12 protein-coding genes are annotated in these 14,921 nt (G+C 56.3%); 8 read left to right on the top strand and 4 right to left on the bottom strand.

Features of this window, described 5'->3' with window-relative positions; genetic code table 11:
- Nucleotides 1-152 precede the first annotated feature (152 nt).
- The 3 genes from HMPREF2609_RS05905 to HMPREF2609_RS05895 all read left to right on the top strand — a co-directional run bounded on the left by HMPREF2609_RS05905 (nt 153) and on the right by HMPREF2609_RS05895 (nt 5,714).
- Nucleotides 153-2,546 carry a CPBP family glutamic-type intramembrane protease gene (locus HMPREF2609_RS05905; protein ID WP_246825596.1) on the top strand — a complete coding sequence of 798 codons (2,394 nt, stop codon included), beginning with the start codon at nt 153-155 and terminating at the stop codon, nt 2,544-2,546.
- A 9-nt stretch (nt 2,547-2,555) separates the two neighbouring features.
- On the top strand, nt 2,556-3,869 hold the full coding sequence (locus HMPREF2609_RS05900) for a M18 family aminopeptidase (protein WP_048752433.1): 1,314 nt from the start codon (nt 2,556-2,558) through the stop codon (nt 3,867-3,869).
- 228 nt (nt 3,870-4,097) lie between these two features.
- Nucleotides 4,098-5,714 (top strand): ATP-binding cassette domain-containing protein, encoded by a 1,617-nt coding sequence (locus tag HMPREF2609_RS05895; protein ID WP_246825595.1) that lies wholly within the window; start codon nt 4,098-4,100, stop codon nt 5,712-5,714.
- Between the two features lie 454 nt (nt 5,715-6,168).
- On the opposite strand, the gene pdxT is transcribed toward HMPREF2609_RS05895, so the two are convergent.
- Together pdxT and pdxS are read right to left on the bottom strand one after the other, a co-directional pair.
- Nucleotides 6,169-6,795, bottom strand: a complete 627-nt coding sequence (gene pdxT / locus HMPREF2609_RS05890; protein ID WP_070535851.1) for a pyridoxal 5'-phosphate synthase glutaminase subunit PdxT — start codon at nt 6,793-6,795, stop codon at nt 6,169-6,171.
- Between the two features lie 222 nt (nt 6,796-7,017).
- On the bottom strand, nt 7,018-7,929 hold the full coding sequence (pdxS, locus tag HMPREF2609_RS05885) for a pyridoxal 5'-phosphate synthase lyase subunit PdxS (protein ID WP_070535662.1): 912 nt from the start codon (nt 7,927-7,929) through the stop codon (nt 7,018-7,020).
- A 370-nt stretch (nt 7,930-8,299) separates the two neighbouring features.
- On the opposite strand from pdxS, the gene HMPREF2609_RS05880 reads away from it, so the two are divergent.
- The 3 genes from HMPREF2609_RS05880 to HMPREF2609_RS05870 all read left to right on the top strand — a co-directional run bounded on the left by HMPREF2609_RS05880 (nt 8,300) and on the right by HMPREF2609_RS05870 (nt 11,145).
- Complete coding sequence (locus HMPREF2609_RS05880) at nt 8,300-9,940, top strand: Na+/H+ antiporter (protein ID WP_070535659.1); 1,641 nt, start codon at nt 8,300-8,302, stop codon at nt 9,938-9,940.
- Between the two features lie 121 nt (nt 9,941-10,061).
- Nucleotides 10,062-10,664, top strand: coding sequence for a hypothetical protein (locus HMPREF2609_RS05875; RefSeq protein ID WP_246825594.1), 603 nt, complete (start codon nt 10,062-10,064; stop codon nt 10,662-10,664).
- 76 nt (nt 10,665-10,740) lie between these two features.
- Entirely contained in the window at nt 10,741-11,145 is a 405-nt protein-coding gene (locus HMPREF2609_RS05870) for a hypothetical protein (RefSeq protein ID WP_070535653.1), read from the top strand.
- Nucleotides 11,146-11,318: 173 nt separating this feature from the next.
- On the opposite strand, the gene HMPREF2609_RS05865 is transcribed toward HMPREF2609_RS05870, so the two are convergent.
- Nucleotides 11,319-12,200: an EamA family transporter gene (locus tag HMPREF2609_RS05865; RefSeq protein WP_070535650.1), complete on the bottom strand. Its 882-nt coding sequence runs from the start codon at nt 12,198-12,200 to the stop codon at nt 11,319-11,321.
- A gap of 103 nt (nt 12,201-12,303) precedes the next feature.
- Between HMPREF2609_RS05865 and HMPREF2609_RS05860 the strand changes: the two genes are divergently transcribed.
- Nucleotides 12,304-12,831 (top strand): MarR family winged helix-turn-helix transcriptional regulator, encoded by a 528-nt coding sequence (locus HMPREF2609_RS05860; RefSeq protein ID WP_070535647.1) that lies wholly within the window; start codon nt 12,304-12,306, stop codon nt 12,829-12,831.
- 28 nt (nt 12,832-12,859) lie between these two features.
- Here the strand turns inward: HMPREF2609_RS05860 and HMPREF2609_RS05855 are convergent, their stop codons facing one another.
- Entirely contained in the window at nt 12,860-13,297 is a 438-nt protein-coding gene (locus HMPREF2609_RS05855) for a nuclear transport factor 2 family protein (RefSeq protein WP_246825593.1), read from the bottom strand.
- A gap of 748 nt (nt 13,298-14,045) precedes the next feature.
- Here HMPREF2609_RS05855 and HMPREF2609_RS05845 point away from each other — a divergent pair.
- Nucleotides 14,046-14,666 carry an FMN-dependent NADH-azoreductase gene (locus tag HMPREF2609_RS05845; protein ID WP_070535641.1) on the top strand — a complete coding sequence of 207 codons (621 nt, stop codon included), beginning with the start codon at nt 14,046-14,048 and terminating at the stop codon, nt 14,664-14,666.
- Nucleotides 14,667-14,921 lie beyond the last annotated feature (255 nt).

Here is a 14,921-nt window from a genome sequence, read left to right as displayed (position 1 = left end):
TTAAACTACGGTAACCCTCAAATTATGGCATATTTCCCATAAAATATAAGCCCGAAAAGTTCATAGGCAGGTAAATTATTACACCGTAAGGCAACCCGCACAGATGGTCCCGGTGTGACATTCGGGGGAGGGTCCCCTCTATTATGGATACTATGAGCACTAATCACCAGCAGGAACCCGGACATCACGGTTCTGAGTTCATTCCAACAAACCAACCACCTGGCGCAGTCACTAATACCCAAAATATGCCCACGATGCTGAGCCCGCATCAGGCAGAAAGTTACGGGTACGGCGCTGAGTCTACCTTCGCCTCCGCTGAGTATTACAGGAGTAACCGCCTTACCCGTAAGGAACTTCTGGAACGCGCCAGCGAGCTGCCCTATCACCGGTTATCGCATGTGAACCCGCGTGCCCGTTGGTTCACCCCGGTTCTTGAGGGTTTGCTGATTGCCGGCATCTATTTTGTGCTCCTGCTGATGGTGAGCTTTGCGCTGCTGGCATTCGCCGTGATGCTGCGCGTCCCTTACGATTACCTGACCGATCTGCAGCGTATTTACGCGAACGTTTTTAAGACCCCGCTTGTTTTTGTTGCGCTTCTTATTACCATCATTCCGGTGATTCCGGCGATTTTCATTGCGCGCCTGATTACTAACTTCAAACCCTTAGGTCTAATTCACTCCATTGCGGGCCGCATGCGGTGGTCCTATTTGAGTGTTTTCCTAGGCTTTGGGTTCCTCATTTTCGGTCTTTACAATGTGGGGAACTTGGTTCTGGCTGGTTCTTTGACCACGCAGAACAGCGTGCATCCGCTGAATTCCGGCATGTTCTGGCTGTACATTGTGCTTATTCTGTTGATAGTTCCGTTCCAGTGCTACGCCGAGGAACTGCTCTTCCGCGGTTATCTCATGCAGACCGTGGGCCGGTGGCTGAAGAACCCCGCTTGGGCAATTATTATTCCAGCGCCTATCTTCATGGTGCTGCATGGTTACGGACTGTGGGGTCTGCTTTCGGTGCTTACAATGGCTCTGATCGCCGGGTTCTTGTGCTGGTACACTGGCGGTCTTGAAGCCGGTATCGGCCTGCATATTGCGAATAATGTTTCGATTTTTATCTTTGGGCTGCTGGGTCTGGCTGACCCCTTTGACGCGAATCGTGAGGCTCAGGCGCTTGACTTTGTGCAGGCCCTTATTCTGCAGCTTGCCTTCGCCGGGCTCGTGTACATGTACACCTACCGGCAAAAGAGGAAAGCCGCTCTGAACCAGGGGCAGGATGCGCCAGCCGCAGCACCGGCTTCGGGTGCTGCGCACGCGGCCACACAGCCCGGTATGTCCGTGAAAAATGCTGCTGCTTCACCTGCTGCTGATACCTCTGCTTCTGCAACGCAAGGATCGCAGGCGCCGGTACAATCACAACCTGTACAACCTGCTGCCCCTGTGGCGGGGAACGCCAAGCCCGCACAGGATAATGCTTCGGTAAAATCGGCGTCTTCGTCTGCCCCCGCCAACCCGCAAGCAGCTGAGGAACATCGTGCACCCGAGTGGAATATCGCGGAGAAACCGGCTGCACAGGCACCCGCCGCGAAGCCTGTGGAAGGCGTTCGTAAGAGCGAGCAGAATGGTACGTCGGCCGAGGCTTCTGCCCCCGCACAGCCCGAGCGTCTGGCACCGGCTCACGGATCGGCGTCGGCTAATAAGCCTGCACCGATCGGTAAGCCTGCGCCAGCCAAGAAATCTGTGCCGACTCATGAGTCAGCCCAGTCCCAGAAACCGGCGCAAACTGCTCAACCGGCACAGGCTCATAAATCGGCTCAGCCCCAAAAGCCGGTACACACTAACGAATCAGCCCAGGCTGAGCGTCCGACGGCCGCGAATACCGCCGCCCGCGCGACCGGGAAAGAAGCGCCTGCTGCCGATAAACCCGCGCAGTCTGCACAGGCGAGGACTATCGCCGATGAACTCAAGCCTGCCGTGGTTGCCCCCGCAGCAGCGGAAAAGGCTCCGTCAGGCATAGATCTGGATGCGGCGCAGAAAGCGGCACGCGCCTCCGTGCAAAAGGCTCAGCAGGGCTCGAATCGGGCCGATTCTTCGGTGCGTGCCTCCGGGGCACAGGGGTCTGTATCGAATGCAGCCGCGCCGCAGAAGGAAGCCGCTAGCGCATCCACTGCGCAGGCAGACGATACGAAGAACCCTTCCTCGAAGAACTACGCGCCGGATACCTCCACAATGAGCATTCCCGTGCAAAATGCCTTGTCAGCCTATGAGCGTGCCAAGGCTCAGGCCCTTGCTCAGCAGAAAGAAGCTGCCCGGCAGAAGGAAAGCGGGCAGGGCACATCTGTCGCGAAGAATGCGGCTGCGGACGGCTCGGCTGTAGCCTCGCAAACCTCGCGGGCTCAGCAGGAGGCATCCCAGAACACCTCAGAGGTTCCCTGGGCTACCGCTCCGATTCCGAAAATCTCGCCGGAAGCCGCACAATCGCATAAGCAGGGATCAACCGACGCTTCACCGTGGACCTCAGCGTTCCCCGTCATTCCCAAACCCAAGAAGTAGGCGCATAGTATGACCGTTGATGCCGTCAAAAATATCGAAGACCTCGCCCAGTTCGTCTGCGATTCGCCCGTCTCATATCTGGCGGCGCGAACCGTGGCGCGGCGCCTGCAGGCGGCGGGGTTTACCGAGCTGAACGAAACCGAGCCGTGGCAGAATGAGGCTGCCGTCGGCAGGCATTTCGTGATGCGTGACGGCGCGATCATTGCTTGGGCTGGCGGTCGGCGGGCACAGAAGGCGAGCGGTTACCGGGTGCTGGGTGCGCATACGGATTCGCCGTCGCTTAAGCTCAAGCCGAGTTCGTCGGTGACGGCGGCAGGATGGCATCAGATGGGCGTCGAAAATTACGGTGGCGCACTGCTTAATTCCTTTTTGGATCGTGAGCTGCGCGCTGCCGGGCGCCTGACGGTACTTCGGGAAGACGGCACCCTTCAGGATCGCTATGTGGTGACTGGGCCGTTGGCGCGTGTGCCGCAGCTGGCCCCTCATCTGGACCATAAACGTAATGAGCTGACCCTCGATAAACAGTTCAATATGTACCCCATTTGGGGCGTGGATGATACCGAGAACGATGTGCTCGCCTATTTGGCGCAGCAGACCATCGACGAGGGCGGTCCGGTCGATCCGGAACAGATCGTCGGTTACGATGTGCTCTTTGCGGATGCGCAGGAACCCCGCCGTTTCGGGCGAGACGGAGAGTTTTTCGCCTCGGGCAGGTTGGATAATCTCTCGTCGGTTCATGCCGGATTGTGCGCCTTAGAACGCTATGTGGCCGAGAATGCTGACGAAGACTCGGCGCACACCGTGATGCTTGCGGGATTCGACCACGAAGAGATCGGTTCTGAAACCCGCAGCGGCGCCGCCGGTCCGTTCCTGGAGGATGTGCTGGTGCGGCTCTCGCAGGCTCGCGGGGAAAGCCAGGACGAATACCGCCGCTCACTCGCCGATTCGGTGTGCCTTTCGGCGGATGCCGGGCATCTGGTGAACCCGAACTACCAGGGGCATCATGACCCGACGGTGCGCCCGCTTCCCGGTGCTGGCCCGCTGCTGAAGATCAACGCGAATCAGCGGTATGCAACCGATGCGGTGGGTGCCGGTATTTTCGCGGCAGCGTGTAAGGCGGCGGGCGTTCCCTATCAAGAGTTCGTGTCGAATAACAATATGCCCTGCGGTTCCACGATCGGACCTATCACCGCCACCCGGCTGGGGATGCGCACCATCGACGTGGGGATCGGCCTACTGTCGATGCATTCGATGCGCGAAATGTGCCACGTTCACGATATGGCATACCTGACCCGCGCGGTGGAAGGCTTCTACCGGCTGTAGACGCCGTGTCCTTTCTGTCCCGCCTCTATCGCCCATAAGTCGTACATTTTCCTGCATATCGTACGTTTTAACCCTACGAATATGCAGGAAAGTGTACGATATATACCGTTATACCGTGCCTAGGTGCACACATACCGACAATACATTCTCCCGCCGCATCGAGCAGCGGGAGAGAAAGAGAACTCGGTGAAATACCTCAAACCATATTTTATATTTTGTGCTCGCGTTATGACTTTAGCCCGGCGAGTATCATTCCCGAAAAACCTTAGCGTACTGGCCGCCGTCATTATCTCTGCGCTCGCTCTGATCGCCTGCCCCATTCTGCTGGGTTATGGTGTTCAGCGCACCCTTGAAAACCTAGAAGCCTGGCGTCAAAACCTTGCCGTCCTCGTGGTTCTTTACAGTATTTTGTGGCTAATCGGGCAGAGCTTTCGGTATCTTTTCTACCCTGCCTACGGGTTCATCGAGCAGAAAATGCAATCGCGCCATATGGCGGATGCACTCGCCACCAGCATCGGCGCCGACCCGCGCGCACGCGCTATGCTAGGCGCCTCCGAAATTGCGTATGCCGTCGATGCGCAGGCCGCATCCATTCGCGAAACCCTCGCCACCTTGTACCTCTCAATTCTGCCCGCCGGAGTTGGTTGTATCGCCGGTGCTGTCTCAATTCTGGTGATGGGTGGCGTGCCGGAGCTAGGCATATTTTGCGGGTTTGTAGCCCTATATCTGGCTGGAAGCATGCCGCTGATTGCGCGTCATCAGAAGTTTCAAGGCGAATTCTTTGACGGCTCAATACGCAGTTTCGGCACCCTGGAAAACACGCTCCGCCTGTGGCGTGAAAGCAGAATCCTTGGGGCAGCTCCCTTTCTGCGTGACCGATACGCCCAAGGCCGCCTGCCTGTAGAAGCAAAAGCTCTCAAAAGTTACCGTTACACCATGTTGTTACACACCTGGCAGGGCGCGATGCTGGCTCTATGTCTGCTCGCGATAGTGCTCAAAACCGTATTATTTGGTGACGGTTCTCCGGCGCAGATTACGGGTACTGCGGTGGCACTCATCGGAGTGTGCGCGGCGGCAATTGGCCCGCTCCAAGCCGTCGGCTTTGGCGTATCGACCATCGCGGTTTCGGCGGAGCGTTACCGGCAGGCGCACCATAAAATAGCCACTCCTGCTACTGAGAATTCGGGGTATCTCGTCGACTATGTCATAACCACAGGTGAACTTTCCCTCCGCCTGGATGCACGCAACCTGAGTGAAACATCCTATGGTGTGTGTACGGTGAAGCCGGGTCGCCCATGTTGGGTGCGTGGCGCATCCGGCGCGGGAAAAAGTTTGCTTTTAGAACGGCTTCTTGGGGTACGTGCGACAACTACCCCCGCTCGCCTGTCGATGAGCGCGCCGCAAGGCACTCTTCGGTTCGTCTACCTGCCGCAGGAAGCTGGGCTGCTGGTTGGTACCGCGCATGAGAATGTGGCGTTTGGGCGCGACATTCCGGTGCATATATGCGACCGGTACCTGCAGGCGGTGGGGCTAAGCGAATTTACCTCCGATGGTGCTCGATGTCATGACACCGTCGCGGGTGAGAGCGGCAGTGTATCCGGGGGAGAGGGCAGGCGCATCGCCTTGGCGCGTATTTTGGCGGCGGCCGAAACCTTGAATGAGCAGAAAGCCCTGAGCCCCGCGACCGCCATGGTTCTCGATGAACCGACCGCCGGATTGGATGCGCCTACCCGTGCCCGTGTCTGGGAACTGATTGAGCGAGCGGCCCATACCGCAATCGTGCTGGTGAGTACCCACGATGAGGATGCGCCTGCCCGGCAGGACGATACCGTGATCGAACTCTAATGCGGCGCGAACCCTAGGAATGAGAGCGTTTTACCTGTAAAACATTCGGTAAAGTTGAATTAACCCTTTTCACCGGGGTAAGAGCACACGGAACATCCTATGAAATATACCCCCGTGATGACTCTTAGGGTGGAGACGGCTGGAGCACCGCAGATTCCGAGCGCGCGAGGCACCAAATCTGCGTGCGGAAGGCGCGCAAGCGCAGTAGGAATGCTGTTCTACGAGATAGTAGAAACGGCTTGAGTCGATCCTCATCAGCTACATTCTGAGTTTTGCCGCTTATCTCAACCTATCGGGACTTATCTTAAAAATCCCGATAACCCCCCGATAGGTTCCGATAACTATTGTTCCCCCTCCCCGTAAAAAAGAGCCTTTATGTAAATAAAGCGGTGAAAAATACTCTTTATTCACATAAAGGCTCTTTTTTTATACCAGGGGAGAGGCAGGAGGGAGCCTACCGAATCAGCGAGAGCAGCTCCTCGTGCACGGTGGTATCGCCCGTGACTTCCGGGTGGAAAGAAATGCCGATAATGTTCCCGGCGCGCACACCTACAATCTTGCCCTCATGATGCGCCACCACCTGCACGCCTTCACCGGCGCGGGTCACAATTGGCGCGCGAATAAACGCCGTATCGATCACGACTTCCTCGCCCGAGGGCGTAAGCCACGGCAGATGAACCTGCGCCGAATCAACCTGCGAGCCGAAGGCGTTACGCCCAACCGAAACATCCAAAACACCGAGCGACTGCTGCCCCGGAGCCGGATCGTCAATCACAGTCGAGAGCATAATCAGCCCGGCACAGGTTCCCAGGGTCGGCAAGCCCCCCGAAATCGCCTCAATCAACGGCTGACGCAGCCCAAAAATACGGGTCAGCCTGTCAATTGTGGAAGATTCGCCACCGGGCAGAACCAGCGCATCCAGGTTCGCCAGCTGTTCGGCACTTTTGACGAGCACCACCTGCGCACCCAGGGATTCGAGCATGCGTGCGTGTTCGGCGACACCGCCCTGCAGCGCCAAAACACCCACAGTTTTGCCCGCACCGGGCAGGGCAGCCGGGGGAAGAACCTCAGTCTCGCTCATGAGCCTATCTTTCTGCAACACGAGGTTGCGCACAGTGTAGAACGTTGAGTTGCGGGCTGCGTTTGAGAGCACCAAACTCACCCGAGCGGATAACGCATCTGAACAGAGTCGGGGGCGAAGCCCGCACCGAGCTTCACCCCCTGCATGCCTTGGCCGGGCGCCCTCACCTGAACCGAATATAATCGATCGGCGAGCGCGCATCCGCCACGTGGCGGCCTGTACTTACCAGCCGCGCTCCGCCAGACGATGCGGCGCGGGCAGATCGGCAACGTTGATGCCGACCATGGCCTCGCCCAAACCGCGCGATGCATCCGCCAGTTTTTCGGGGTCGTTGTAGAACGCGGTTGCCTTCACGATGGCCTTGGCACGTGCCTCGGGGTTGCCGGATTTGAAGATGCCGGAGCCGACGAATACGCCGTCCGCGCCCAGCTGCATCATCATGGCGGCGTCGGCGGGGGTTGCCACGCCACCGGCGGTAAACATGACCACGGGCAGCTTACCGGTCTTCGCAACTTCGAGCACCAGGTCGTAGGGGGCGGCAAGTTCTTTCGCCTTCACGTACAGCTCGTCGGGCATGGTGCTGTACAGGCCCTGCAGCTCGGCGATCTGGCGCTTAATGGTGCGGATATGCTTGGTTGCCTCCGAGACGTCACCGGTGCCGGCCTCACCCTTCGAGCGGATCATAGCGGCACCCTCGGCGATACGGCGCAGCGCCTCGCCCAGGTTGGTGGCGCCGCATACGAACGGCACCGTGAACTGGTGCTTGTCAATGTGGTTCACGTAATCGGCGGGGGAGAGCACCTCTGACTCATCAATGTAATCCACCTTGAGGCTTTCAAGAATCTGAGCCTCAACAAAATGCCCGATGCGCGCCTTCGCCATCACGGGAATCGAGACGGCGTTAATGATGCCCTCAATCATGTCGGGGTCGGACATACGGGCCACGCCGCCCTGCGCACGAATATCGGCGGGTACGCGCTCAAGCGCCATGACGGCGACGGCGCCAGCATCTTCGGCGATCTTGGCCTGTTCGGGGGTGACGACGTCCATAATGACGCCGCCCTTGAGCATGTCGGCAAGCCCGCGCTTCACGAGCGGGGAGCCGGTTACTGGGGAATTAGTCTGTTCAGTCATGCCCCCATTTTCTCACGTTCGATGCATGTACGCTCACTTTGCGACGGAATTTCTGCGGATGCGCGCGCATCTTTGTGTCTGCATGACACGAATCGTCATATTTCGTGAGGTTCGCGGCGTTATACAACCTCATAAGCCGACTCCTATAGAACGGATAATACTAGACCACTCGGTGTGCACCCCTGCACGGGGTATCTTACATTCGCGCGTCTTTTGCATTTAGAACCACAGTACCGCGAAGAGAGTACAGCTCAGTATTAAAGCCCCGTATTTTTACCCGTGATATGTTGGAATATGCGCACCTTCACAGGTGTTATTCTGGCGCTGTTTATTCCTCTTCAATCTCCAACACACATCAAGGAACATCACCGTGCTTGAAGTCATCATTGCCCTATCGCTGGCAATTCTTCTGGGTAATATTCTTGCCCATAAAATACGAATAACCCCCGCTATTATGCTCATTTTCATGGGGCTTGTGCTGGCGCTCATCCCCGTTCACGCCATGCACGAAGTGCGCGAGGCCGGGCTGCCCCCGCACGTGATTCTCGAAATCTTCCTGCCCGTGATGCTGTTCTGGGAGACCCGAAATACCTCTTGGCGTGAGGTACGCGCCCGTCTGCGCGGCATTCTGCTCTCGGGCACGGTGCTCGTAATTTTCACGGCGTTCGTTATCGCCTGGGTGCTTCACACATTTATGGGCGTCTACCTGTGGCATGTGGCGCTGATTATCGGCGTGGCGCTCGCCCCCACCGATGCCGTGGCTGTGGCAACGCTCAACGGCAAACTCCCCAAATCTTCCATCACCACCCTTAAAGCGGAAGCGCTCATTAACGACGGCACCACCCTAGTTCTTTTCGCACTCGCCCTGCAGGTTGCGGGTGGTCATGAACTTGCCCTGGGGACCGCATCCGGAATGTTCTTCTTCTCGTTCCTGATTGGAACTCTCGTTGGCCTGGCCGTCGGATGGGGTGTGAATAAGCTGCGTGCGCACATCGGCAACCCCATGAACTTCAGTGTGTTCATGTTTACCGTGCCGTTTATTGCTTTCTTCCTGTCTGAAGAGATCGAGCCTTTTGAGGGCATGAAAGGTTCCGGAGTGGTGGCTGTGGTGGTCGCCGCTTTCTACCTGACCTATCGCGGACCGGATACCATCAAACCCCAAAACCGTTTCTACGGTCTGCCCATCTGGTCGTTTGTCTCCTATGTCATGAACGGTGCGCTCTTCGTGCTCGTGGGTGTTCAGCTGCCCAGCGCCACTGCGCCTGTGGATGATGTTCTTCGTGAATACAACTATGCGTGGGCTTTGACGTTCGCCGTGATTGTGGTGGCATGGCTTGTTTCCATTGCGGCGCGTTTTATTTTCCTGCACGTCACGATTGGTATTATTCGTGCCCTTGACCGTTCAGAAAAGCAGAAGCAGCTGCGCACAACTTTCCGTGGCCGTGTAGTGAGTACCTTTGCGGGACTGCGCGGCGGTGTTTCCCTCGCGGTGGCTCTCTCCGTGCCGACTGATGTTCCCGCGCGTGACTTTATTATCTTTATTGTTGCGGGCGTGGTTCTGCTGTCGATGGTGGTTCAGGGGATGCTCCTGCCGCTCGTTATTAGGTGGGCGAAAATTCCGGTTGATACCACCGAAGAAGATGAGATCAATGAAGCAGTGCGCACGATAATTGCCGAGTCCTTCGACTCTGTGGCTGAGATTGGCCAGGAAATTGGTGCACCACAGTGGATTATCGACCGCATTGCCGATGAACAGATGTACAACGCGAGTATGTACCGCAACCTGCACGCCGTTCGTAAACACGGTGCGAACGCGCCGGAAGAAGCCCGCCGCATTATTGAAGCGAGCGACCTTGAGAAAGAGCTGCGTCTGCGGCATTTGGAGAAGCAACGCAGCGTGCTCAAGCGCCTGCGTAATGAGCGCACAATCGACACGAATGTGCTCCACGCGATTCAGGAAATCCTGGATATTGAGGAGGCTCGCGTGCTCGGCCCGGTTGAGCTGGAGTAGCCCCGAACGGCTCCAGAAGTGCTAAACCCCGGGTGTATTCTATATTCCGTATATGGAATATTAAGGATGCTCCCGGGGGTTTATGCGGAATTTTAGGGTGCTGCACGGTATTCTGGTACACGTGAGCACGAAACCCTCGGCATCGACCCCGCCCCCGAGCGGAAAAGTTCCGCGCGCTGTTGGTACCGCGCAAGGGCGCGCATCGTTAATGCTGCACGCGCTGATATACCTTATCTTTGGGATTATCACCGTTTTTGTGCAGACCCCTGATAATGTCTTCACCAAAATACTTTTGGGCCTCTGGATGCTCGCACTCGGCACCTCACATGCGCTCACGGCCCGCAGGATGCACTACGGACCCGCGACAAGCGCATCGCTCAGCTCGACGGCGCTCGTGCAGGCGGCATCCGGGGCTTTGCTCGTGATAATACCGGATACCCTTGCTCTTATTATTCTGGTGGTATGCGCCGGTTCGGGTCTGCCGGGGCTGATTAAGCTTCTTTTGGGTATGCGCTACCGTAGTGCGGTGGCTGTGTGGCGTGACTGGGTTCTGGAAGGGGGCGTGCTTCTTGCAGTTGCTTTAATTCTGCCGTTTGTAGGGGAGATCGGGGCGAAAGCGACCCTGGGAGTTCCCGGCGGCGGGGCGCTGATTATCGGCGTTTTTCTGCTGGTGGGTTCTCTGGGACCGAGCGAGAAAGCGGGCGCTGACCGAACAAAACCCTAGTTCACAATCGCTCAGGTTTTAGAGGTGTATTGCAACGGCGCGTACACTGGTTAGACACACACAAGAGGAGGAACGAGTGGCTGAAGAACGCCCCCGCGGATTTAAAGCGCAGGTGAAAGGTCCCCTGCTGGTTGCCGCTGCTCTGGCTGTAGCGGCTTTCTTCGCCGTATTTATTTTTGCAACCGGCGGCACCCGCAACCACCCTAACCTCGTGTTGGCCTTAGGTGTGGCGGGCGCGGTTTTTGTGGTCACCCTCGTAGTGTGTGCAACCCTGATCTTAGCGGAACGTCCGAACGATCCTTCCCTAGGGCAGGGTACAGGTATCAACAAATCCTCGGCGAAGCTCTACGAGCAGGCGAAGGCCAAGCGTGAGGCAGCGGAGCGTGAAAAAGCCCGGGAACAGGGGAACTCACAAGCGACTGGAACCAAAGAGACAACAGCCGGGAATAACGCTGAGCCCTCTAAGCCGACTGACAGCTAATCGGCGCGCTGGGGCGGTATGCTAAGCTGATTCCATCTTTATGAGTAAAGGCAAGAGGAATCGGTAGCTCCAACTGCCGACCCCTCTCTACGGGTAGAACAATTACCTTAGGCTCTTGGTGCTTTATGCGCATCAAGAGCTTTTTCTATGTCGTGTGTGGGGCGGCAAGAAAACTATTTTGTGTGGGAAAGAGTCGCTTTTCGAGCGCCCATCATGGCGCGCTGCACCCCCACTATTGAGGCCAGTACCAGCACGAAGCCGAGCATCGACAGCGGTGTCATGTTTTGTCCCAAGAAAATCCAGCCAAGGATGAATGCGGTGACCGGGCTGAGCGGTCCCAGGGACGCAATGACCGCGGGCGGCAGCTTCGAGAGTCCATGAAAATACACGCAGTAGGCGAGCGCTGTGCCCACTAGGCAGAGGAAGGCGTATCCGCCGATGTTCGCGGGGGTGAGCGGTGGCAGCGGTTCCTCGGTCAGTAGGGCGATGGGCAGCAGGAATATTCCGCCCACGAGCAGCTGCCATCCCGTCATGGCGAGAGTCGAGAGAGACGATGTTCCTGAGGCGGTGAAGAAAATACCGCACGCCATGGCGACAGCCCCGGTGAGCGCCGCAAGAATGCCGATCACATCGAAGGTGGTGCTGGGGGATGCGACCAACAGAATAATGCCGATAATTCCCATAAGTGCGGCAAGCCACGCCGATGCGGGAGTCGCTTTCTTGGCAACCGTTCGGGTGAGGACGAGGACGAAAATAGTTTGTGTTGAGCTGAGAATCGCCGCCAGTCCGCCGGGCAGGCGGTATGCAGAGACGAATAGCATCGCCTGGAATAGACCGATATTGAGGGTGCCGAGAAGAATAATTCGGCCCAACTCGTTCTTGCGCGGGAACTCTCGGGTGATGAGCAGTAGCAGCAACCCTGCTGGCAGCACGCGGATCAGTGCGGCGGTGAAGGGACGGTTGGGCGGCAGAAATTCGGAGGTGATGAGGTAGGTTGATCCCCAAACCATGGGGACGAACGCCGTGATGATCAGCAGAGGAAGACGGTTTTTCATAGTTCTTCGCAGTCGGATAGATGCCTTGAGTTCAAGATAAATCCTAATCGCTTTTTGTCTTGAAAGCAAGATAAAATAGTCGTGAGTCGATTTTAGGAGGAATATGTCGAGCGCCCGTTCCCGCAGTACCCACCCCGATGCCGTGGACGTCATTATTGATCAGTGGAAACGTGAACTCCCTGAATTGGCTTCTGAAAATATGGCCCTGATTGGCCGTCTTAGGCGATGCTCCATTCTGCTCGCGCCGCGTCTTGACGAGGTTTTTGCTGCCTATGATCTTAGTAATGGCGCCTTTGATGTGTTGGCGACGTTACGCCGCGCGGGTGCGCCCTATATTCTGACCCCGACCGAGCTTTTTGCCTCGCTCATGGTTACTTCGGGCACTATGACAACCCGCTTGCAGAAGGTGCAGAAGCGGGGGTGGGTTGAGCGCATCCCTAATCCGGACGATGCCCGCAGTATGCTCGTGAAGCTAACGGGCGCCGGGCGCGAACTGGTGGAAAAAGTCGTCTTCGAACACGTGGAAAATGAGCGGCGTATTCTGGAAAAGCTGCCCGCTGAGACACGCCGTCAGCTGGATGCGGGCCTCGCCGAACTGATGCGAGTGCTGGAGGATGCGAAAAAGAGCTGAAGGAAAAGGTGTAGCGAACCTGCGTGCTCTAATCCTCCAGCGGTTCCGCCAGAGCCTCCTCCTGCCCGTTATCCGCTACGATGCTCAGGGCACGTTCCAAGATCTGCACATCCTCGCAGGTCTCTATCGACGTAACCTTACCCCAGACGAGCGTGAAAAACTGAAACACCGTATTCTGGTAACGCTCCCCACCGGGTAGATCGCCACTCACCCGCGCCAGCACTGCTACACGCGTGCGCCACGGGTAACCCGAGACCAGAATATCCTGAACGTCAAAATGGGCGCCCGGCAACAGACGATTCACACGTTCCCACCACAGGATCATGGTCTTTTTACTCGTGCGGGTGCCGCCAAGAGCGTGGCTGCCATGAAATCGGTATTGAAAAGAATCCGCCAACGAATCAATCATCGCTTGGTAGTTTCCGGCGTTAATTTCTCGGAAAGTAGCGCGTATTTTATTTGCCACTATGCGCCTATACATTTCTTGCTCCTCGTCTCAACATTACCCGAAAGGTACATGCGATTCTGTGTGGTTGGCCTCTCTGAAGTCAAGGGTTTACCGGTATATACAGGTATATGACGCTTTATCAGTGAGAATTTACGCGGGTTCCTTACAGAAGAACAGCCTTCGAGGGTAAGGGGCGGTGTGCTAAGCTGGAACCATATTTGCAAACTGGATGCCTGTTATAGGCAAGAGGAGCCGGTAGCGCCAACTACCAGCCCCTCTCTGTGAGTAGGGTATTACCTCAGGCTCTTAATCCAAGCTGAGATAAAGCCTACAATATGTGAAACGGCTTGAGCCGATCCATCAATCAGAATGTAGTTGATGAGGATCGCTTGAGCCGTTTCTACTATCTCGTAGAACAGCATTCCTACTCACCCCCTCTCTACCCCGAGAGTCATCACGGAATGTATATTTGCAAACTGTGCCGGTGACTCATTCCGGGAAGAGGGCACTAATAACTTTACCGCATGCTTTACAAGGAAAGTTCGTGTGATTCTGGAGAATGCATAAAAATGTGATTCTTCTATTTTTAAATTCTTTTCACGCGCACTAGGGATATTCCTAGAAGAAATATTGCGTCATAAAGCGTTATTCCATAACTTTGCCTGTACTCAGCGTTGATACCAGCGTTACACCCAATCTACGATAGAAATATCCATTCCGGATTTTGTAAATTCTGCAATATCTTATTCAATCACCAGGAGACCCCATGCAGACCCTTATTATTAACGCCCACCCGGATCCCCAGAATAAAACTGCGTATTGCACCAACCGCCTCGTTGATTGCCTGACCAAGAAACTGCCGGATGCAACCGTGCTGAACCTCTACAATGAGGATATTCCCGAACTTACTGCCGAAACCCTGCCGCTTTACGGGTCGGTATATGATGACAAATCGTCCCTGAGTAAGCGGGAACAGCAGATTCTTGCGCGCCGTGCTGAACTCATTGAACAGTTTAAAGCGGCTGATCGGCTGATTATCGCTATGCCCATGCACAATTTCACGGTGACTTCGCGCCTGAAAGACTACGTGGATAACATTATTATGGGCGGGCAGACTTTCCAGTTTAGCGAGAATGGTCCGCAGGGTCTCATGGGCGGGCATAAGGCTCTGCTCGTGCAGTCAAGCGGCTCCGTGTACAGCACCGGTCCGCTGGCACCGTTGGAGCAGTCGTACCCCTTCCTGCAGACCGCATTTGGGATGCTCGGGTTCGATTCGACCGATATTGTGCGTGCCGAAGGCACCATGGATCCAAATATTGGCCCAGACGTCGCTGTTGAGCGTGCCTGCGCCGAGCTTGAACAAAAACTGCCCGAGTTCCTTGCCTAAGAACCCAAGAACCGCTGGGTATAAGGAACATTAAGAAGCCCGATGGTACTGAGGCGGTGTGCTAAGCTAGGTGCATATCTACGAAATGATTGCCTATTTATAGGCAAGAGGGGTCGGTAGCGTCAACTACCAACCCCTCTCTATGAGTAGCAAACTACCTCAGACGCCTAAGGAATACTGAGATAGCTTCTACGACGTCAGAAACGGCTTGAGCCGATCCATCAGTCAGAATGTAGCTGATAAGGATCGCTTGAG

Source organism: Rothia sp. HMSC058E10 (assembly GCF_001809415.1).
Lineage (GTDB): Bacteria > Actinomycetota > Actinomycetes > Actinomycetales > Micrococcaceae > Rothia > Rothia dentocariosa.
The sequence above is the reverse complement of the archived record's forward strand: the minus strand, read 5'-3'. Positions and strand labels throughout refer to the sequence as shown.